Annotated in this window: 17 protein-coding genes; 9 read left to right on the top strand and 8 right to left on the bottom strand. The window is 66.4% G+C overall.

All coding sequences use genetic code 11. The features are described from left to right. Nucleotides 1–128 precede the first annotated feature (128 nt). A complete protein-coding gene (locus tag AC07XB_RS06260; protein WP_492809212.1) occupies nucleotides 129–1142 on the bottom strand; it encodes a D-2-hydroxyacid dehydrogenase family protein in 1014 nt (337 codons plus the stop codon). Nucleotides 1143–1710: 568 nt separating this feature from the next. On the opposite strand from AC07XB_RS06260, the gene AC07XB_RS06255 reads away from it, so the two are divergent. Next, nucleotides 1711–3567, top strand: a complete 1857-nt coding sequence (locus AC07XB_RS06255) for a phosphoenolpyruvate carboxykinase (GTP) (RefSeq protein WP_492375464.1) — start codon at nucleotides 1711–1713, stop codon at nucleotides 3565–3567. Between the two features lie 273 nt (nucleotides 3568–3840). Here the strand turns inward: AC07XB_RS06255 and AC07XB_RS06250 are convergent, their stop codons facing one another. Further along, nucleotides 3841–4509: a response regulator gene (locus AC07XB_RS06250; RefSeq protein WP_492387246.1), complete on the bottom strand. Its 669-nt coding sequence runs from the start codon at nucleotides 4507–4509 to the stop codon at nucleotides 3841–3843. Further along, nucleotides 4506–5933 (bottom strand): cache domain-containing protein, encoded by a 1428-nt coding sequence (locus AC07XB_RS06245; protein WP_492827600.1) that lies wholly within the window; start codon nucleotides 5931–5933, stop codon nucleotides 4506–4508. The genes AC07XB_RS06250 and AC07XB_RS06245 overlap by 4 nt, the downstream gene beginning before the upstream one ends. 392 nt (nucleotides 5934–6325) lie before the next feature. On the opposite strand from AC07XB_RS06245, the gene AC07XB_RS06240 reads away from it, so the two are divergent. From AC07XB_RS06240 to AC07XB_RS06230, 3 genes are all read left to right on the top strand, one after another. Further along, complete coding sequence (locus tag AC07XB_RS06240) at nucleotides 6326–8398, top strand: carbon starvation CstA family protein (RefSeq protein ID WP_183035997.1); 2073 nt, start codon at nucleotides 6326–6328, stop codon at nucleotides 8396–8398. Nucleotides 8399–8473: 75 nt separating this feature from the next. Continuing rightward, nucleotides 8474–8668, top strand: coding sequence for a YbdD/YjiX family protein (locus AC07XB_RS06235; RefSeq protein WP_006162283.1), 195 nt, complete (start codon nucleotides 8474–8476; stop codon nucleotides 8666–8668). Between the two features lie 232 nt (nucleotides 8669–8900). Further along, entirely contained in the window at nucleotides 8901–9371 is a 471-nt protein-coding gene (locus AC07XB_RS06230; protein ID WP_043350936.1) for a hypothetical protein, read from the top strand. Nucleotides 9372–9710: 339 nt separating this feature from the next. On the opposite strand, the gene AC07XB_RS06225 is transcribed toward AC07XB_RS06230, so the two are convergent. Further along, nucleotides 9711–9944, bottom strand: coding sequence for a hypothetical protein (locus tag AC07XB_RS06225; protein WP_492827602.1), 234 nt, complete (start codon nucleotides 9942–9944; stop codon nucleotides 9711–9713). A gap of 192 nt (nucleotides 9945–10136) precedes the next feature. Here AC07XB_RS06225 and AC07XB_RS06220 point away from each other — a divergent pair, with 192 nt between their 5' ends. Then, nucleotides 10137–11039 (top strand): LysR family transcriptional regulator, encoded by a 903-nt coding sequence (locus AC07XB_RS06220; protein ID WP_150987609.1) that lies wholly within the window; start codon nucleotides 10137–10139, stop codon nucleotides 11037–11039. Between the two features lie 78 nt (nucleotides 11040–11117). Here the strand turns inward: AC07XB_RS06220 and AC07XB_RS06215 are convergent, their stop codons facing one another. From AC07XB_RS06215 to AC07XB_RS06200, 4 genes are all read right to left on the bottom strand, one after another. Beyond that, nucleotides 11118–13832, bottom strand: coding sequence for a DNA topoisomerase III (locus tag AC07XB_RS06215; protein ID WP_492376173.1), 2715 nt, complete (start codon nucleotides 13830–13832; stop codon nucleotides 11118–11120). 269 nt (nucleotides 13833–14101) lie between these two features. Next, the gene (locus tag AC07XB_RS06210) at nucleotides 14102–14506 is read right to left on the bottom strand and encodes a thioredoxin family protein (protein WP_492376172.1); all 405 of its coding nucleotides are present in this window, start codon (nucleotides 14504–14506) and stop codon (nucleotides 14102–14104) included. Between the two features lie 98 nt (nucleotides 14507–14604). Further along, nucleotides 14605–15756 carry a DNA-processing protein DprA gene (gene dprA / locus AC07XB_RS06205; RefSeq protein ID WP_492827604.1) on the bottom strand — a complete coding sequence of 384 codons (1152 nt, stop codon included), beginning with the start codon at nucleotides 15754–15756 and terminating at the stop codon, nucleotides 14605–14607. Beyond that, complete coding sequence (locus AC07XB_RS06200) at nucleotides 15753–16925, bottom strand: LysM peptidoglycan-binding domain-containing protein (protein ID WP_492376170.1); 1173 nt, start codon at nucleotides 16923–16925, stop codon at nucleotides 15753–15755. The genes dprA and AC07XB_RS06200 overlap by 4 nt, the downstream gene beginning before the upstream one ends. A gap of 162 nt (nucleotides 16926–17087) precedes the next feature. On the opposite strand from AC07XB_RS06200, the gene def reads away from it, so the two are divergent. From def to htpX, 4 genes are all read left to right on the top strand, one after another. Further along, complete coding sequence (def, locus tag AC07XB_RS06195; RefSeq protein ID WP_492376169.1) at nucleotides 17088–17603, top strand: peptide deformylase; 516 nt, start codon at nucleotides 17088–17090, stop codon at nucleotides 17601–17603. 134 nt (nucleotides 17604–17737) lie between these two features. Next, nucleotides 17738–18751 (top strand): methionyl-tRNA formyltransferase, encoded by a 1014-nt coding sequence (fmt, locus tag AC07XB_RS06190; protein ID WP_492376168.1) that lies wholly within the window; start codon nucleotides 17738–17740, stop codon nucleotides 18749–18751. Between the two features lie 91 nt (nucleotides 18752–18842). Then, nucleotides 18843–19484: a LysE family translocator gene (locus AC07XB_RS06185; RefSeq protein ID WP_492809208.1), complete on the top strand. Its 642-nt coding sequence runs from the start codon at nucleotides 18843–18845 to the stop codon at nucleotides 19482–19484. A 187-nt stretch (nucleotides 19485–19671) separates the two neighbouring features. Beyond that, a complete protein-coding gene (htpX, locus tag AC07XB_RS06180; protein ID WP_174424359.1) occupies nucleotides 19672–20532 on the top strand; it encodes a zinc metalloprotease HtpX in 861 nt (286 codons plus the stop codon). The last annotated feature ends 225 nt before the right edge of the window (nucleotides 20533–20757 follow it).

The raw sequence follows: 20757 nt of genomic DNA, 5'->3' as shown, positions 1-20757 counted from the left end.
CGGAGGACGAAAAACGCGGCCAGAGGCCGCGCGCGAAGTCCGAGTGTAGCGGTTTTGCCCGGTTCGCGTTGAGCGTAGCGCACTCGCCGGCAGGGAGGCCGGCGGGGCGCTCGCCTGCGGGCTAGCGCTTAGCGCGACAGCGCCGGCGTCAGCGCCTTGGGATTGGCGATGCTGTCATGCTTGCCGCTCAGCACATCGAGTATGTTCTGGAAGGCGATGCGGAAGTACATCTCATAGCTTTCGCGTTCGACATAGCCCAGGTGCGGCGTGCAGATGCAGTTTTCCATGCGCAGCAGGGCGTGGCCCTGCAGGATGGGCTCGGACTCGAACACATCGACCGCCGCCATGCCGGGGCGTCCACGGTTGAGCGCGGCCAGCAGGGCGTTTTCCTCGACCAGCTCGGCGCGGCTGGTGTTGACGAACAGCGCGGTGGGCTTCATGCGGGAGAAGTCGGCCAGCTTGACCAGCCCACGGGTCTCGTCACTCAGGCGCAGGTGCAGCGACAGCACGTCGCTGTCGGTAAACAATTGCTCCTGCGACCCGGCCACGGCCAAGCCGTCCGCGCGCGCGGCGTTCTGCGAGTTCTCGCGTCCCCATACCAGCACATTCATGCCGAAGGCACGGCCGTAGCCCGCCAGCAGCTTGCCGATCTTGCCGTAGCCCCAGATCCCGAGCGTCTGCCCGCGCAGCACCTGGCCCAGGCCGAAGTTGGGCGGCATGGTGGTGGACTTGAGCCCGGACTGCTGCCAGGCGCCATGCTTGAGGCTGGCCACATACTGGGGAATGCGGCGCTGGGCCGCCATGATCAGGGCCCAGGTGAGCTCGGCCGGGGCCACGGGCGAGCCCGCGCCTTCCAGCACCGCCACGCCGCGTTCCGTACAGGCCTCGACATCCACATGGCCGCCAACGCGCCCGGTCTGGCTGATGATCTTGAGCTTGGGGAGTTTTTCCAGCAGTTGCCGGGTGATGCGCGACCGTTCGCGGATAAGCACCACGGCTTCCACGTCGGACAGGCGTGCCGCCAGCTGGCCAACGCCCTTGACAGTGTTGTTGAACACCTTGACGTCATGGCCATCGAGCAGGCTGAAGCACGACAGCTTGCGAACGGCATCCTGATAATCGTCGAGTACGGCAATCTTCATCGGAAACTCTATTTTGGCTATCGCAAGGTGCGCACACCCACATTGCCGCGCACCCATCAACGTTATAGTTTTAGCATCTGCCGCCCGACACCGCACCGAGTGCGCAACGCGGCGGGAACAATCCCGCGCGACGCGAAAGTGAGCCGACGGACAGGCAAACGAGACAATACGGCATGGCCCGGAATCGCGCACAAACATTGCTGCGGAGCAAAAAACAGCGGCGAGCGGCGGTGGTATCCTTGCCGGTTCCGGTGCCGCCCCAGATTGTCGGTCGAGCCTTGCTCCCGTCACCCGGGCCGCGCCGGACAAAGCCTGCCCGGCCCTGCCACAGGCGAAGCGCCACTGTAGCGCAGCCGCGGGGCCTGTCGCGACCTTTTGCGCAGTTCCGGTCGCTGTGCAGTTGTAACGGGATGTGACGATCCTGGTCAGAGCCGCCCTATGCGGCCCGGTGCGGAACCAGCGGCGAATTGCCGCGGTCTGCCCAGGTCATGGGGCGCTGCCAGCCGTCTCCCGACCGCGGCAACCGGCCTGGCTTTGCAAGATTTCCTTTACGCTTTGGAGTAGCAGTATGAACCACCCCGCCATGCAGGGCACGCCCGCACTCAACGTACCGGCCTGGGTCAAGCACCAGAAGCTGGTCGCCTGGGTGGCCGAGTTCGCGGCCCTCGCCAAACCCGACAATATCTACTGGTGCGACGGCTCGCAGCAAGAGTACGACCGCCTGTGCGAGCAGATGGTCGCCGCCGGCACCATGAAGCGCCTGAACCCGGCCAAGCGCAAGAATTCGTTCCTGGCGCTGTCCGATCCGTCCGACGTGGCGCGTGTGGAAGACCGCACCTTCATCTGCTCGCAGAAGAAGGAAGACGCCGGCGCCACCAACAACTGGACCGCCCCGGCTGAAATGCGCCAGACGCTGTCCGGCCTGTTCGACGGCTGCATGCGCGGCCGCACGCTGTACGTGGTGCCGTTCTCGATGGGCCCGCTGGGCTCGCCGATCGCCCACATCGGCGTGGAGCTGTCGGATTCGCCGTACGTTGCCGTCAACATGCGCATCATGACCCGCATGGGCCGCGCCGTGTTCGACGTGCTGGGCACCGATGGCGAGTTCGTGCCGTGCGTGCACACCGTGGGCAAGCCGCTGGCTGCCGGCGAGAAAGATGTGGCCTGGCCGTGCAACCCGACCAAGTACATCGTCCATTTCCCGGAAACGCGCGAAATCTGGTCGTATGGCTCGGGCTACGGCGGCAACGCCCTGCTGGGCAAGAAGTGCTTCGCACTGCGCATTGCCTCCACCATGGGCCGCGACGAGGGCTGGCTGGCCGAGCACATGCTGATCCTGGGCGTGACCTCGCCGGAAGGCAAGAAATACCACGTGGCCGCCGCGTTCCCGTCGGCTTGCGGCAAGACCAACTTCGCCATGCTGATCCCGCCCAAGGGCTTCGAAGGCTGGAAGGTCACCACCATCGGCGACGACATCGCCTGGATCAAGCCGGGCCAGGACGGCCGCCTGTACGCCATCAACCCGGAAGCCGGCTACTTCGGCGTGGCCCCGGGCACCAGCGAGAAGACCAACTTCAACGCGATGGCTACCCTGAAGGAAAACGTCATCTTCACCAACGTGGCGCTGACCGATGACGGCGACGTGTGGTGGGAAGGCATGAGCAAGGAAGCCCCGGCGCACCTGATCGACTGGCAGGGCAAGGACTGGACCCCGGCCATCGCCAAGGAAACCGGCGCCAAGGCTGCCCACCCGAACGCCCGCTTCACCGCCCCGGCAGTGCAGTGCCCGTCGATCGACGATAACTGGGACAACCCGGCTGGCGTCGCCATCGATGCGTTCATCTTCGGCGGCCGCCGCTCCACCACCGTGCCGCTGGTGACCGAGGCGCGCAACTGGACCGAAGGCGTCTACATGGCCGCCACCATGGGCTCGGAAACCACCGCCGCCGCTGCTGGCCAGCAAGGCGTGGTGCGCCGCGACCCGTTCGCCATGCTGCCGTTCTGCGGCTACAACATGAGCGACTACTTCGGCCACTGGCTGGCGCTGGGCAAGAAGCTGGAAGCGTCCGGCGCCAAGCTGCCGGGCATCTACTGCGTCAACTGGTTCCGCAAGGATGAGGCCGGCAACTTCGTGTGGCCGGGCTTTGGCGAGAACATGCGCGTGCTGTCGTGGATGATCGACCGCGTCGAAGGCCGAGGCAAGGGCACCGACCACGTGTTCGGCACCTCGCCCAGCTTCGAGGACCTGAACTGGGAAGGCCTGGATTTCACCAAGCAGCAGTTCGAGCAGGTCACCTCGATCGACCACGCCGCCTGGCAGAAGGAACTGGAGCTGCATGAGGAGCTGTTCACGCAACTCAAGCACAACCTGCCGCAAGCCCTGGTGGATGCCAAGGCCGCGCTGGCCAAGCGTCTGGCTGCCTAAATAACAGGCACATCCACCGAAGGCCAAAGCCAGGCGCCACGACGACGGCTGTCGCTCCCTATCCCCTCAGGGGGAGAGGGCCGGGGAGAGGGGTGGCTTAGCTAGGAGCCACTTGAAGCGAAGCCCGTGGTGTTCTCCAGCACGCAGGCATGACGAGCGCCCGCCCTCTCCCCCAGCCCCTCTCCCGCGCGCGGGAGAGGGGCGCGCGACAACGCAGATCCAGCTTCGTCAGCAAGCGCTAAAGCCCACTCCGTCAACTGGAGTGGGCTTTTTTCATTGGGAGCCGGTCGGGCCACCCTCCGTGCTCCCTTGCTCCACGGCGAACTTCACCAGCTCCGCGCGGCCTTCGATGCCCAGCTTGCGCCGCAGGTTGAGCCGGTGGGTCTCGATGGTGCGTACCGACACGCCCAGCGCGGCGGCAATGTCCTTGTTGGCCTGGCCGCGGCCGATGCAGTTGAAGATGTCGCGCTCGCGCGGGGTAAGCGCATCGAGCGGCCCGGCGGCCGGGGTTTGCTCGGCCATGCTGCGGGCAATGCGGGCGCTGTAGAAGACGCGGCCGGCCAGCACCGCGGCAATCGCGGCCATTAGCTCGTCGGCGGGTGCATCCTTGAGCACATAGCCGCGCGCGCCGGCTCGGATCGCCTGGCGCACGTATTCGAGGTTGTCGTGCATCGACACGATCAGCACGGCCAGCTCCGGATAGTCCTCATGCAGCGCGGCGGCCAGCGCGATGCCGCCCATGCCTCGCATGCCGATATCGGTGATGACCAGTTCAGGCATGTGCTCGGCGCTGGCCCGCGCCAGCCAGGCCAGCGCCGCCTCGCCGTCGTCGGCCTCGCCCACCACCGTGAGCTCGGGTTGCAGGCTAAGGCGCATGCGCATGCCGTCGCGCACCAGCGCGTGGTCGTCGATCAACAGGACGCGGGCGGGGGCGGGGGTCATGAGCGGAGGTTTCCTTGTGAATCTGGCGAATCCGGCGAATCCGGGTTGTGGCGTGTGGCCGACTGCGCCGGCACCACCGGCACCGCCGCGCTCAGCCGGGTCGAGCCCGGGCCGGAGACGATATCGAACTCGCCGCCCAGCGCGGCGATGCGCTCGCGCAGGTTGCGCAGGCCGATGCCGCGCTTCGGATCGAGCTGCATTCGCGCCACGTCGAAGCCGGCGCCGTCATCCTGCACGGTCAGCCGGGTAGCGTTGGCATCGAACGCCAGCCCCAGCGTGACATGGCGCGCATGCGCATGCCGCTCCACATTGGTCAGCGCTTCCTGGGCGATGCGATAGAGGGCTGTGGCCTGCTCGTCAGCGAGTTCGCGCGGCTTGCCCGTGTGCGACACGGAAATCTGCAGCCCGCTGCCTTCCTGCATCTCGCGTGCCAGGTGCTCCAGCGCGGCGAACAGGCCAAGGTCATCAAGCAGGGCAGGCCGCAGGTTGCGCGCCACCCGGCGCACCTCATTGAAGACCGTATCCAGGCGGACCAGCGCCGTGCCAAGCACGGGCGCCACCGACTGGCCCTGGTCCGGGGCCATGCGCAGGCGGTTGGCGGCCGTCTCCAGCAGCAGCTTGACCGACACCAGCAACTGGCTGATGCCATCGTGCAACTCGCGCGACAGCCGCGCGCGTTCCTCTTCCTGCGACTGCACCACGCGCTGCGCCAGCTGCCGCAGCTTGGCGTCGGCCTCGCGGTGCTCGCTCACATTGAGCGCCAGGCCGCTGGCGGCCACCAGCAGGATGCTGATCGCAGCAATCACGCCGATCCACGCCATGGTCTCGCGAATATCGGTCTCCGCCCGCGCATCGAGCTGGCGCAGGGTGCGCTCCACGTCGTCGAGATAGATGCCGGTGCCCAGCATCCAGTTCCACGCCGGCACGGCGACCACGTAACCCAGCTTGGGGGCCAGTTGCTGCGAGGAGGGTTTTCTCCACATATAGCGCACCGACCCACCGCCGGAGCGGGCCGCGGCGATCAGCTTCTGGATGGTGAGCGCGCCCTGCGGGTCCCGCAGGCTCCATAAATCCTGTCCGACCAGCTCGGGCTGGCGCGGGTGCATCAGATTGCGGCCTTGCAGGTCATAGAGGAAAAAATAGCCGTCGGGGCCGTAGTCCAGGCGCGCCAGGGCCTGCATGGCGGCGTCACGGGTGGCCGCATCGTTGTGGCCCGAGCGCACCATCGGCGCGATCGCGCTTTGCGCCAGTTCTACGTAGTGACGCAGCTCGGCTTCCTTGCTCTGCAGGTAGGCCGCCTCGACCAGGGCGCGCTCGTGGCTTGCCAGCTGGGTGGCTTGGTAGCGCACGGCCAGCGCGATGCCGAACATGGCCACGGCGAGCGGCGCGACGGCCAATAACAGGATTTTCTGACGGAGTTTCATCGGGACCGGGGTAAACACGGATGACGCGCAAGCGGCATGCGAGCGTCGATCTACGTAGTAACACGCAGCATCGCTGCGTAGTTCCGCGCTTGTGCCGCCAGGGACGGGTGTCAATACTACACGCCAGACGCACGCGCGCCGCTCAAGCGGCGTAATGCACGCGTCCTGCGCAGTGGGTGCGGCTAGCGTCTATGCTGTTTGCATCGCCCGCCTGCGACGACCAGATCCGGATCTTGCGAGACATACCGGGCGTCGACGGAGACATGGCAGGGACCATCCCGCCACCCACCCCTCCGCCCGCCGCCACCAGGGGACGCCGCCCAGGCGCCCCCCTTGCTTCCGGCACCTGCCGCCGCCGGCATTCCTAAAAATGGTCTGAGGAGACCCTCATCATGAATCGCATCGGGCAACACCTGGTGTGGCTGGCCGTCGCCATCCTTGGCGCCTTCGCCTTTGCCACCGTTGCACTGTCTCGCGGCGAAGCCGTCAGTGCCTTGTGGATCGTGGTCGCCGCGATCTGTATCTATCTGATCGCCTACCGCTACTACAGCAAGTTCATCGCCGAGAAGGTGATGCAGCTCGACCCCAAGCGCATGACGCCGGCCTGGCGCCATAACGACGGGCTGGACTACGTGCCGACCAACAAGGCCGTGCTGTTCGGCCACCACTTCGCCGCCATTGCCGGCGCCGGCCCGCTGGTGGGTCCCGTGCTGGCCGCGCAGATGGGCTATATGCCCGGCATGCTGTGGATCCTGGCGGGCGTGGTGTTTGCCGGGGCAGTGCAGGACTTCATGGTGCTGTTCATCTCCACGCGCCGCGACGGCCGCTCGCTGGGCGACCTGATCAAGTCCGAGATGGGCACGGTGCCAGGCATGATCGCGTTGTTCGGCTGCTTCATGATCATGATCATCATCCTGGCGGTGCTGGCACTGATCGTGGTGAAGGCGCTGGCGGATTCGCCCTGGGGCACGTTCACGGTGGGGGTGACGATTCCTATCGCCCTCTTCATGGGCATCTACACGCGCTATATCCGCCCGGGCCGCATCGGCGAGGTGTCGGTGATCGGCTTCGTGCTGCTGATGCTGGCCATCATCGGTGGCCAGTACGTGCATGAAAGCGCGGTGCTGGCACCGTTGTTTACGTACGACGGCAAGGCGCTGACGTGGATGCTGATCATCTACGGCTTTATCGCTGCCGTGCTGCCGGTGTGGCTGCTGCTGGCCCCGCGCGACTATCTCTCCACTTTCCTGAAGATCGGCACCATCATCGCGCTGGCCATCGGCATCCTGATCGTGGCGCCGGAGTTGAAGATGCCGGCGTTCACCCAGTTCGCCAAGGGCGGCGGCCCGGTGTGGTCGGGCAACCTGTTCCCGTTCCTCTTCATCACCATCGCCTGCGGCGCGGTGTCGGGCTTCCACGCGCTGATCTCCTCGGGCACCACGCCCAAGCTGCTTGAGAGCGAAGCGCATATGCGCTTTATCGGTTACGGCGCGATGCTGGCCGAATCGTTCGTGGCCATCATGGCGCTGGTCGCGGCCTCGGTAATCGAGCCGGGTGTGTACTTCGCCATGAACAGCCCGGCAGCCGTGATCGGCACCTCGCCGGAATCGGTGGCCCAGGTGGTGTCGGGCTGGGGCTTCGTGATCACGCCGGATGTGCTGATCCAGACTGCCAAGGACGTTGGCGAGAACTCCATCATCTCGCGCGCCGGCGGCGCACCGACGCTGGCGGTGGGGATTGCCCACATCCTGCACCAGGTGGTGGGCGGCCAGGCCATGATGGCCTTCTGGTACCACTTTGCCATCCTGTTCGAGGCGCTGTTCATCCTGACCGCGGTGGACGCGGGCACCCGCGCCGGGCGCTTCATGCTGCAGGACCTGCTGGGCAGCTTCGTGCCCTCGTTCCGCCGCACCGACTCGCTGCCGGCTAACCTGATCGCCACCGCGCTGACCGTATCGTTCTGGGGCTACTTCCTGTACCAGGGCGTGGTTGACCCGCTTGGCGGCATCAACACGCTGTGGCCGCTGTTCGGCATCTCCAACCAGATGCTGGCCGCGGTGGCGCTGGTGCTCGGTACCTGCGTGCTGGTGAAGATGAAGCGCGGGCAATACGCCTGGGTCACCCTGGTGCCCACCATCTGGCTACTGATCTGCACGCTGACCGCCGGCTGGCAAAAGCTGTTCGACGCCGATCCCAAGGTCAGCTTCCTGACCCACGCGGCCAAGTTCAGCGACGCCATCGCCCAGGGCAAGGTACTGGCCCCGGCCAAGTCGATGGAGCAGATGCACCGCATCGTCTTCAACGACTACCTGGATGCCGGGCTGTGCGCGCTGTTCATGTTCGTGGTGCTGTCGATCGTGTTCTACGGTTTCAAGACCGCGATGAAGGCCCGCGCGGAAAACCGGCCGACCGACCGCGAAACCCCGTTTGAACCGATGCCGGCTTCGGCTTCGGCACAGCATTGAGTGCGTGCGCTGGCCACCGGCCAGCGCTCACCCGATGTCGGGATTGGAATTGGATTTGGAAACAGGAGATCCATCATGCTTGAGCAACTTGGAACCATGGGACGCTACCTGGGCCAGTCCCTGCGCCTGATGGTGGGTTTGCCGGATTACCAGACCTATGTGGCGCACATGGAGGCCACCCATCCCGACCGCGAGCCCATGACCTACGAGGCGTTCTTTCGCGAACGGCAGGAGGCCCGCTACGGCGGGGGGCAGGGAAAATGTTGCTGATCTGCACGTGGCACGCGGTTCGCTCAGGGGGGGAATGCGAGTGCGCGTAGCCGCACAACAGTCCTAACCCCGTAGTAACTCCGCGCTTCACGCCGTTAAAGAACGGGCCGCCAATTCTGGCGGCCCGTTTTACGTTTCTGCAGCGGTTACAGGGCCTTACACGTGGTTACAGCAAGCTCGCGGCTACATCTCTACACTTGCGTCACAGTTGCTCAACCCAAGGAAGAAGAACATGTCTCGGCATCCCGTTCGCAGTTTCACCCTGGCCATCGCCCTGGCGGCATCCGCGCTGCCGGTGTTTGCGGGCGATATGAATAATGCCCTCGGCGGCGCACTCGGCGGTGTCGCCGGCGCGGCGGTCGGTGGCGCGCTCGGCGGCTCGACCGGTGCGGTGATCGGCGGCGCGGTTGGCGGCGGCGCAGGCGGTGCGGTCACGTCCAACCGCCGCGAGCGCACTGGCGCCATCATCGGCGGCGCGCTGGGCGGTGGCGCAGGCACGGCAGCGGGCAACGCCATGGGCGGGCGCACCGGCGGCCTGCTGGGTGCAGCGGTTGGCGGCGGTGCGGGCGCCGCGCTGGGCGGCAACGTCTCGCGCAGCAACTCCTACGCGGACGAGCGCGGCCGTGGCTATCGCGACGACCGCTACTACCGCAGCGGCTACAAGCGCAAGCACGGCCGTGGCCACCACCATCACGACGACTGATCTGGCTGGCGCAGGCGGGGATCATCCCCCGCCCGCCGGCAGCCGGCCTGCGATGCCGGCAACAAGAACGGGCCATGACTGGCCCGTTTTTTTATGCCGTGATTTATGTCGCTGCGGCCCGAAAACCTCGCCGGAGGTATCATGCATCACCCGACACCGACAAGCGTGTACAACAAAGCGGTGCCCCAAAAGCAAACACGCCCGTACCGGCGTGGTACGGGCGTGTCCTCCAGTTAGTACGGAGAAGGCGCTTTCGCACCCTCCCCGTCGGCCTGTGGAGATCAGCCGAAAGGGGCGAAACCGCCATAGGACGCGGTTCCCGCCGACAGGCCGCCTGAATTACAGGGCAGCGGCGCCGTCGGTAAATACGTCGAACTTGCCGGCACGGGCGCCGTCGGTGAAGCTGTCGAACTTGCCAGCCTTGCCGCCGTTGCTATAGACCGAGGTCTGGGTGGCGCGGGCGCCATCGGTGTAGGGGTCGAACTTGCCGGCCTTGGCAAAGGCGGGGGCGGCGGTCAGGGCGGCTGCGAGCGTGGTGGCAGCGGCGATCAGGGCGAAACGTTGGCTTTTCATGATTGAATCCTTTCCACAGGCAGGACACCTAGTCTTCTCAGCAGCCTTCGCTGCAATGCGGCATCCGATGGCTCCATATTAGGTATTTCCCTGATATGAATAAACATTGCCCCCGACAATGATTAGTTGTAGTTTCAACAATAAATAACCCACTTTCCGTAAAAGTTCGCGGGCAAGACTGGAGACTATGTCATGGACCGGTTGCAATCGATGCGCGTCTTTTCCAAAGTGGTCGAACTGGGCAGCTTTGCTCGTGCAGCGCAACAATTGGAAATGTCCAATGCGGTAGTCACGCGCTACGTAGCCGACCTGGAGAGCCACCTTGGCACGCGGTTGCTGAACCGCACCACCCGCAGCCTGTCGCTGACTGACGCCGGGGAGACCTACCTGCAGCGTTGCCAGCAGATCCTGGAAGATGTGGAGGAGGCCGAATCGGTAGTGACGGCGCGCAGCCAGTCGCTCTCGGGCACACTGCGGCTGGTGGCGCCGGTGATGTTCGGCCTGCACCTGCTGCCCGCCACGCTGGCACGTTTCCAGGCCCTGTATCCCGAGGTGGTGTTCGACGTGCTGTTATCGGACCGTATCGTCGATATCGTCGAAGAGGGGCGCGACGTAGGCGTGGTGTTGTCCGACCTGGGGCTGGGCTCGCACCTGGTGGCGCGCCCGCTGATCTCGGCAGAGATCATCCTGTGCGCCTCGCCAGGCTACCTGCGCCAGCACCCGCCGCTGCGCCAAGCGCACGAACTGACCAACCACCGCTGCATCGCGATGCGCATCCCCACCGCTGAGCATGAATGGACGCTGTCGGGCCCGGAGGGCGAGGTAACGGTGCCGATCCGCCCGGGCCTGCTGTGCAGCAATGCCGAGTTGGCGCACCAGGCGGCGCTGGCCGACATGGGTGTGGCGATGCTGTCTGCCTATCTGGCGCGGCCGAATATTGAAGCGGGGCGGTTGACGCACATCCTCCAGCAATACCGACTGCCGAAGCGCGATGTCAGCGTGGTCTATCCCAGCCGCAAGTTCCTGCCGACCAAGGTCCGCGCCTTTATCGATTTCCTGCTCGAAGAGGGCAAGATCCGCAACGACAACCAATAAGGGGACCGCAGGATCGAGGGCTACTAAAGGGGGGGAAGGGAAGCGCGGAGCCGGCGTCCTGCCGGCTCCGCGAGCAACTCACTCTTCCTCGGCGTCGGCCGTGGCTTCGTCGTCGGCGCGGGACTTGCCGGTAGCGCGCTTGGCTGCTGGCGTCTTGGCCGCGGCTTTCTTCGCTGCGGGGGCCTTCTTGGCGGCTGGAGCTTTCTTGGCCGCCACCTTCTTGGCCGGCGCCTTGGCCTTGCTCACCGTTTCGCCAGCCTGATCCTCGTCGCCAGCCTTGGCGGACGCGGTCTTGGCCGCGGCGCCCTTGGCCGCCGTCTTGGCGCCCGCCTTGGGCTCGCGTGCCTCGAACTCGAAGCCGATCTTGCCGTCCGGCTGCTTGGCCAGGAAGGCCTTGAAGTTGCGCCCGGTGCGCGATGACTTGAAGCCGGTCAGCAGATCCGTACGGCCCGCGCCCAGCAGCTTGCCGATCTGCTCGCGCGAGATCTCCTGCTGCAGGATGATCTTGCCCGTGGTGAAGTCGCAGCTCTTGGGCACGGCCACGCTGTTCTCGCACACGTACTTCATGCCGTGCTCGTAGACCGAGCCACCGCACTTCGGACAAGCGCCAACCGCTTCCTGGCCGCTGAAGTCGACCGGCTCGCCGTCGTTGTCGTCGTCATTCTGGCCGAAGTCGAATTCCATCTTGTAGTGGCCTTCGTCGTCCTTGCCCAGCTTCAGGATGGCGGCAAACGGCCGGCCCATCTTGCTGCGGAAACCCTGCAGCGGACCGATTTCCTTCTTCAGCAGCAGTTCTTCGACTTCGTCGATCTCGAACTGGCGCCCACCCGGGATCTTGCTGATCGAGAACTCGCACGCGGTGCAGGCAAAGCGGCGGTAGTTCTCCTTGACCTGGCTGCCGCACTGCGGGCACGGCGTGGCCAGCGTGGCGTAGTCGCCCGGGATGGTGTCGCTGTCGTATTCCTTGGCGCGCTTGACGATCTGCTGCGTCATCTGCGCGATCTCGCGCATGAACTCGTCGCGCTTCAGGCCACCGCGCTCGATCTGCGACAGCTTGTGCTCCCATTCGCCGGTCAGCTCGGCCTGGGTCAGTTCCTGCACGCCCAGGCCGCGCAGCAGCGTCATCAGCTGGAAAGCCTTGGCGGTGGGAATCAGCTCACGGCCTTCGCGCACCAGGTATTTCTCGGCGAGCAGCCCTTCGATGATGGCCGCGCGCGTGGCTGGCGTGCCCAGGCCCTTGCCGGCCATGGCCTCGCGCAGCGCGTCGTCGTCCACCAGCTTGCCGGCGCCTTCCATGGCGGACAGCAATGTGGCTTCGTTGTAGCGTGCGGGCGGCTTGGTGGTCAGCATCACGCCGTCGACCTTGTCGACCTTGACGCGCTCGTCCTTGGCCACCGCCACCAGGTTGGCATCGTCGCCCTGGGCTTCACGCCCGTAGACCACCAGCCAGCCGGGATTGACCAGGACCTTGCCTTCGGTCTTGAAATGATGGCCCGCCACCTCGGTGACACGAGTGGTGACCTGGAACTCGGCCGCCGGGAAGAACACCGCCAGGAAGCGGCGCACCACCAGGTCGTACAGCTTCTGCTCGGGCTCCGAGAGGTTCTTCGGGGCTTGCAGCGTCGGGATGATAGCGAAGTGATCGCTGATCTTGCTGTTGTCGAAGATCTTCTTGTTGGGCTTGATCCACCCGCTGGCCAACACCTTCTTGGCATGCGGCAGGTAGTTGGGCGAGCTCTCGGCCAGCATGTCCATGGTCTGCTTGACCGTGTCCATGTAGTCCTCGGGCAGCGCGCGCGCGTCGGTACGCGGGTAAGTCAGCACCTTGTGCTTTTCGTACAGCGCCTGGGCCAGGCCGAGGGTGTTCTTGGCCGAGAAGCCGAAGCGCGAGTTGGCCTCGCGCTGCAGCGTGGTCAGGTCGAACAGCGCCGGCGACTGCTGCGTGGACGGCTTGGACTCTTCGGTGACGGTGCCGGTCTTGTCACGGCAGGCCGCCACGATGCTCTTGGCCTCGGCCTCGCTCCACAGGCGCGACTCGCGCGTCTCGGGATCGAACTCGCTCTTCTTGAACTTGGGGTCGAACCAGCGGCCTTCGTAAAGGCCGGCGGCGGCGATGAACTCGGCGCGCACTTCCCAGTAGTCGCGCGGGACGAACTTCTTGATCTTCTCTTCGCGCTCTACGACGATCGACAGCGTGGGGGTCTGCACCCGGCCAACCGTGGTCAGGAAGAAGCCGCCGCCCTTGCTGTTGAACGCGGTCATGGCGCGCGTGCCGTTGATGCCCACCAGCCAGTCGGCTTCCGAGCGGCAGCGCGCGGCGTCCGCCAGCGGCAGCATGTCGGCATCGTCGCGCAGGCGGGCAAAGCCGTCGCGGATCGCCTGCGGCGTCATCGACTGCAGCCACAGGCGCTGCACCGGTTGCTTGGCCTTGGCATGCTGCTGGATCAGGCGGAAGATCAGTTCCCCTTCGCGCCCCGCGTCGCAGGCGTTCACCAGACCGGTAACGTCCTTGCGCTTGATCAGGCGGTTGAGCACCTTCAGCCGCGACTCGGTCTTGGCGATGGGGCGCAGGTCGAAGTGGGGGGGAATCACCGGCAGGTTGGCGAAGCTCCACTTGCCTCGCTTGACTTCGTATTCGTCCGGGGCGGCGATTTCAACCAGGTGGCCGACGGCCGACGAAAGAACGTAATCGTCACTTTCGAAGTATTCGTCATGCTTGGTAAAGCCCCCGAGGGCACGGGCTATATCGGCAGCAACCGATGGCTTTTCCGCGATGATGAGGGCTTTTGACATGGATCGGGTCCTTGCTGGCCGCACTCTGGCGGCCTGCGAATTGTTGCCACTAAGGGCTCTGCACTATATGTAAACAGCGAGCTTGGGGCTTTGAGGCGCCAATAATAAGCGCGGTTCCGACGGCGGTGCAAGCAAGCTGCCGTCGCCGTCGCCGTCAAACAGGCGCTGCTGGCATGTGGGCCGGCCCTGAACAGCCACCGCCCACTTCGTTTTTTGACTGCGATCCGGCGCTCATGCTCCTGGCTTGCGCCAGACGCCGATGACCGGGGTTAGTCGTCGTTAGCGTGCGGCGCCAGCCACTCCAGCACGTTCGGCACCGCTGCGCCGGCCGTTGGCACCATCGCCGCGCCGCGCGCCAGCATGCGCTCGAGCACTTCAATATGCGGCAGCAGCGTGCCGTAGAACTGCGGCGCGCCGCCCGCCGCGGGTTGCACCAGCAGCGTCGGAAAATTATCGATATCGAGATCGCCCAGCTGGTCGGCATGGGTTTCGATATCGATCCAGACGAAGCAATCGCCGGGAAACCGGACGGCAAGCGCCGCGAACGCCTCCTGGTAGGTCCCGCAGGTGCCGCACCAGGCTGCGCACAGGCAGGCTACCAGGCGGCCTTGCGGACGCGCTGCCAACACCTGGGCGATTGCGCCCGAGTCCTGCTCCGGAAAGTAAACGGTCATGATGGGGGAAACATGAGCCTTTTCAGGCACGGGAAATCGTTTGATTGTAGCGGTCGCCAGGAAATCCGTATTTCGGCCGGCGGTACCAGGGTCGCTCACTAGCTTACCCGGCGATAGGCATTGCCCGGCAGCCGCTCCACCGAGCCCGCCAGTTCCAATGTCAGCAGGCTGGCCACCACTTGCTCGGGCGGCAGGGCAGTGCGCGCACACAGCGCGTCCAGCGTGACGGGGTCGTGGGTGAGCGTCAGGCCCAGGACATCGTCCAGCGCCGGCATGGGCGCAGGCGCCACCGGCCGGGCGGCATCCCCGGCCATGCCGAGTTCCTCGAGCACATCCTGCGCGGTTTCCACCAGCTTGGCGCCCTGGCGGATCAGCAGGTGGCAACCCTTGGACAGCGGCGCATGGATCGAGCCGGGAATGGCATAGACCTCCCGTCCCATCTCGGCTGCCAGCCGCGCGGTAATGAGCGACCCCGATCGCGCCGCCGCCTCCACCACCAGCACGCCGCGCGCGAGCGCCGCGATGATGCGGTTGCGCTGGGGAAAGTGGTGGCTGCGCCCGGGCATGCCAAGCGCAAACTCGCTGACGATGGCGCCATGGGCCGCGATGCGGTGGGCCAGGTCGCGATGGCGAGCGGGGTAGACCAGGTCGGCACCGGTGCCGATCACCGCCACGGTGCCGCCAGCACCTTCCAGAGCGCCTTCCAGAGCCCCCTCGTGCGCTGCGCCATCGATGCCCAGCGCAAGCCCCGACACCACCGTCAGCCCGGCGCCGGACAACACGCGGGCAAAGCGTCGCGCATCCTCCGTGCCCTGCACGGTGGCGCTGCGCGCACCGACCATGGCAATGGCCGGGCCGCCAAGCGCACCCAGCTGGCCTTTGACGTACAGCACCAGCGGCGGGTCGGACAGATCCAGCAAGGCACGGGGATAGGCGGCATCGGCCAGCGTCACCACATGGTTGCCCGGCTCGGCGGCCCAGGCCACGGTGCGCTCGACCAGCGCCATGGTGACAGCATCGGGCGGTGCCAACAGCGCCCGGGCTTGCTTCTCGGGGATGACCGCCGCCAGTGCGCTGACGGTCTGCGCCAGCAGCTGGTGCGGCAGCCCGAAGGTGGCCAGCAACTGGCGCAAGGCTCCTGTGCCCAGGCCACGGGCACCGGTCAGCCGCAGCCACGCCTCGATATCGGCAGCGCTGCGGGTGGTGGGCACCGGCGCCGGGTTGGCGCCGGTTGCTGCCAGCCCGGTCAACGCGGCGAAGTCACGCGGTCGCCCACCTCGATCGCGTTCGAGGCATCGGTGACCAGGGCATAGGCCACGCCGGGAAACACGCGGAACACGAAGGCCAGGCCATAGCGCTCGTCGGGCAACTGGATGGCGCGGTTGCCATCCGTGCGATCGCGCACCACCTGGCCGGCGCGGGACAGCGCGAGCACATGGCCGGGCTCGAGGCCCGCGGCGGTGCCGATATTGAGCACGACCACCTGCTTGGCGCCGCCGAACTGCACGCCGCCGTAGACCGCCGCGATGCGGCCATCGAGCATGACATCCGGCGCGCGGGGCACATAGCGCACCGGCTCGCGCGCCGGCTGGGGCATCAGCAAGGTGCCAGAGCCCATTTCCTGCTGGGCCGCCGTGACCTTGACGGTAGTTACCGCGTCGAAGCCTTCCGGCGGGCGCGACACACGGACATTGCCCTGGTACTCGGCTTCATAGCCCAGCACGCGCCCGGTAACCGGGTCCTTGACCGGCTTGACCGGCTTGAAGGCCTGCCAGTCGCTGCCGACCACCGCCTCGGGCGGGGAAATGCCGCGCGCATAGGCTGTGTCGCCCATGCCCAGGTAGACCCGCGACTCGGGCAGGGCGATGATGCGCGCCGAGGTCTCCAGCGTGCCCTGGTCCACCACCAGCGGGCGGATCAGGAACGGCTCGATGTCCTTGGCGGGAATGCTGGCGATGGCGCCATCGGGCCCGCCTTCGCTGCGCACGCTTGGCGTGAGCCGCACCGTGCCGCCAGCATCGGGGCTGGTGGAAAGCCAGGCGCGGCCGTCGCGCTGAATCAGGTACAGGACCTGGCCGGGATAGATCAGGTGTGGATTGCGGATCTGCTGCTGGTTCATCCCCCACAGCTCGGGCCAGCGCCAGGGCTGGCGCAGGAAGCGCCCGGAGATCCCCCAAAGCGTGTCACCCCCTCGCACGACATACTGCTGGGGCGCGTCCGAAGCCAGGTCAGCAGCGGCAATGCCTTGCTGCGCGGTAACGGCGGCCTGGGCCCGCTGGGCCGGGGTAACGGTAAGATCGGCGGCATGTACTGGCGCCCCTGTGACGGCAGTGATTCCGGCCGCACACAACATCCAACGGGCAAACGCGTACGGCCTGCGGCCCGGCGCCGCCTGGTGTTCTTTGGTAAGATCGCGCATTTTCTCGAACCGGCTGGCAGAACAGCCGGATTGACCCTGGAGAGCGTGCCTGTTGCGGCGCGCCTTGAATTTTTGTACTTGCGCCCCGATTCTGCATGTAAACACCCGTAGCCGCAACGCGCGGGTCACATGTGTGAGCGGCAGGCGTTGCGCCCCAGCATCATGGCTAAACTCGATATCCTGACCTACCCCGATCCCCGCCTGCATACCGTGGCAAAACCGGTTGCCGTGGTGGACGACCGCATTCGCAAGCTGGTAGAGGACATGGCCGAGACCATGTACGAAGCCCCCGGCATCGGACTGGCCGCGACCCAGGTGGACGTGCACGAACAGGTGGTGGTGATCGATATCTCCGAGACCCGTGACGCACTGCAGGTCTTCATCAACCCGGAGATCGTCTGGTCCAGCGACACCCGCAAGGTGGCGGAAGAGGGCTGCCTGTCGGTGCCCGAGGTCTACGACCGGGTCGAGCGCCCGGACCATGTGCGCGTGCGTGCCCTGAACGAGAAGGGCGAGCCCTTCGAGATCGAAGCCGACGAGCTGCTGGCCGTGTGCATCCAGCACGAGATGGACCACCTCAAGGGCAAGGTCTTCGTCGAGTACCTGTCGCCACTGAAGCTTCAGCGCATCAAGTCCAAGCTGGTCAAGCTGCACAAGCGCGAACGCACCCGCATGTAAGGCAGCCGCGGCCGGCCGCGCGCCGGCACTGGCCTGCTACCGGCCAGCTAGCGGTCTGCTATCGTATTGCCTTCCCGATGAATCAAGTTACCGGCCGCTGATGCGGCCGGTGCCGCTTTATGCCGGAGCGTGCCATGTCCCAAGCCGCAAGCCCATCCCAAGCGCTGCGCGTTGCCTTTGCCGGCACGCCCGAATTTGCCCGCGTGGCGCTCGAAGCCATCCACGCCGCCGGTTTCCCGGTGGTGGCGGTGCTCAGCCAGCCCGACCGGCCAGCCGGCCGCGGCTTGCAGCTGCAGGCCAGCCCGGTCAAGCAGTACGCGCTGGAGCAAAGCCTGGGCCCGGTGCTGCAGCCACGCTCGCTGCGCCGCAACGGCAAGTATCCTGAAGAGGCCGGTGCCGCCGTGGACGCGCTGGCGCAGATCGCCCCGGATGTCATGGTGGTGGCCGCCTACGGCCTGATCCTGCCGGCCGAGGTGCTGGCGTTGCCGCGCTACGGCTGCCTGAACATCCATGCCTCGCTGCTGCCGCGCTGGCGGGGCGCCGCGCCCATCCACCGCGCCATCGAGGCTGGCGACGCGCAGACCGGCATCACGCTGATGCAGATGGACGAAGGGCTGGATACGGGCGCGATGATCCAGGGCGAAACCGTGCCGATCGGCCCCGGCGACACCACCGGCACCCTGCACGATGCGCTAGCCGCGCTGGGCGGGCGCATGGTGGTGGAGGCGCTGCGCCGCCTCGCCGCGGGCCAGCCGCTCACCGGCACGCCGCAGCCGGCCGAGGGCGTGACCTATGCCGAGAAGATCGCCAAGGAAGAAGCCCCGCTGGACCTGCGCCGCCCGGCTGCGGCGCTGGCCGCCCAGGTGCGCGCCTTCAATCCGTTTCCCGGCGCCACCGTGCAGGTCGGCGAGACCGTCATCAAGTGCTGGCAGGCCCAGCCCCTGGCGTCCACGGCCAGCCACCCGCAGGCGCCGGGCACCGTGCTCGCGGCGGATGCCGATGGCGTGGTGATCGCCTGCGGCGAAGGCGCGCTGCGCGTGACCGAGTTGCAAAAGCCGGGCGGGCGCCGCGTGCCGGCCCAGCAATTCCTGCAGAGCATGCCGCTGCCGCCGGGTACCTGCTGCGCCGTGCCTGGCGGCACGGCATAATCGCCCTGCGCTAGCGGCAAAGCCACGGTGGCTGACTTGCCGCAGCGCGCTGCGCGCCCCATTTCTGTAGCTCATCCACCGGCAGCCAACCATGCTCGGCATTACTGACCTTCCCTTGTTCGTCGGCGCGGTGTTCCTGCTCAATGTGACGCCTGGCCCGGATACCGCCTATATCGTCGGGCGCAGCGTGGCGCAGGGCAGGGCGGCAGGCGTGGTCTCGGCGCTCGGGGTCAGTGCCGGATGCTGCGTGCATTCGCTGGCCATCGCCTTCGGCCTGACTGCCTTGCTGGCGGCATCGGCCACCGCCTTTACCCTGATCAAGTTTGCCGGCGCTGCCTATCTGGTGTGGCTTGGGCTGCGCCTGATCTGGCAGCGATCCGCGCCCCCCGGCGCGGACGCGGCCCCCGCTGCCCAGCCGGGCACGCGCGGCCTGCGCGCTTTGTTCATGCAGGGCTTTCTCACCAATGTGCTGAATCCAAAGGTGATCCTGTTCTTCATTTCCTTCTTCCCGCAGTTCGTGGATCGCAACGCCGAGCATCAGGCCCTGGCATTCCTGGCCCTGGGCGGCGTCATGGTGGCGATGTCGACGCTATGGAACAGCCTGGTGGCATGGATGGCGGGCACCCTGACCCGCCGCGCCAGCGAGGTGCCGCGCCTCAAGTGCTGGATGGATCGCATTGTGGGTATTGCATTCATCGGGCTGGGTGCGCGCCTGGCCTTCGCCCAACGCTAGGAACCGTTGCCGAACCTGCTGGCGCAACGAATGGCCGCCGGCACCGGCTGCCCTTTTTTTAGGCAGGTGACGGTTGAATTTCCGGGGCGGGGTACTATCTAAACAGCACCGCGTCACGCTTTCCGTAGCACGGCCAGCCCGGCCACCGGGCGCGCGCGCGAGGATGATTTTTTCGGAGATCACGACAATGTTCAACTGGGTCAAGACCTTCATGCTGATGGCCGCCATCACGGCGCTGTTCATCGTCATCGGCGGCATGATCGGCGGCCGCAGCGGCATGATGTTCGCGCTGATCATGGCGCTGGGCATGAACTTCTTCTCTTACTGGTTCTCGGACAAGATGGTCCTGCGCATGTACAACGCGCAGGAAGTCGACGCGAGCACGGCACCGCAGTTCTACGGCATGGTGCAGGAGCTGGCGCAGCGCGCCCAGCTGCCGATGCCGCGCGTGTACCTGATCAACGAGGATGCGCCCAACGCCTTTGCCACCGGCCGCGATCCGGAGCATGCCGCCGTTGCGGCCACCACGGGCATCCTGCGGGTGCTATCGGAGCGCGAGCTGCGCGGCGTGATGGCCCACGAGCTGGCTCACGTGCAGCACCGCGACATCCTGATCTCGACCATCGCCGCCACCATGGCCGGCGCCATCGCCGCGCTGGCCAACTTCGCCATGTTCTTTGGCGGGCGCGACGAGAACGGCAACCGCTCCAACCCCATTGCCAGTATCGCGGTGGCAATCCTTGCCCCGCTAGCAGCCTCGCTGATCCAGATGGCAATCTCCCGCGCCCGGGAATTCGAGGCGGATCGCGGCGGCGCCACCATCAGCGGCGACCCGCAGGCGCTGGCGATGGCGCTCGACAAGATCCATCGCTATGCGCAGGGGATTCCGTTCCCGACCGCGGAGCAGCACCCGGCCACGGCGCAGATGATGATCATGAACCCGCTCTCGGGCAGCGGCATCGCCAACCTGTTCTCGACCCACCCGGCCACCGAGGAACGGGTGGCGCGGCTGATGCAGATGGCACAGACGGGCGTCTATCCGGTGTAAGCGCGGCCCAATCGAGGCACAAGCGCGGTCCAAGCCGCCGCGCTACCCCCTCGCCGCGGCCAGCCAGGCGCAAAATCGCCGGTCCCCGCCACATACAGGGTAAACTGCCCGCCGTGCTTCCCCGGAAGCGGCGGGCAGTGTTTTTTTGGCCTCGCCCGGCCTTGCCGCCAGTCCTCGCCGCTTGCGGCTTGCCCCCTGCCACCCCGTCTTACCGTCTCACTGCCC

This window comes from Cupriavidus sp. GW821-FHT02F09 (assembly GCF_059421605.1).
Note: the sequence above shows the minus strand (reverse complement) of the source record. Positions and strands in the feature narration are given on the sequence as shown.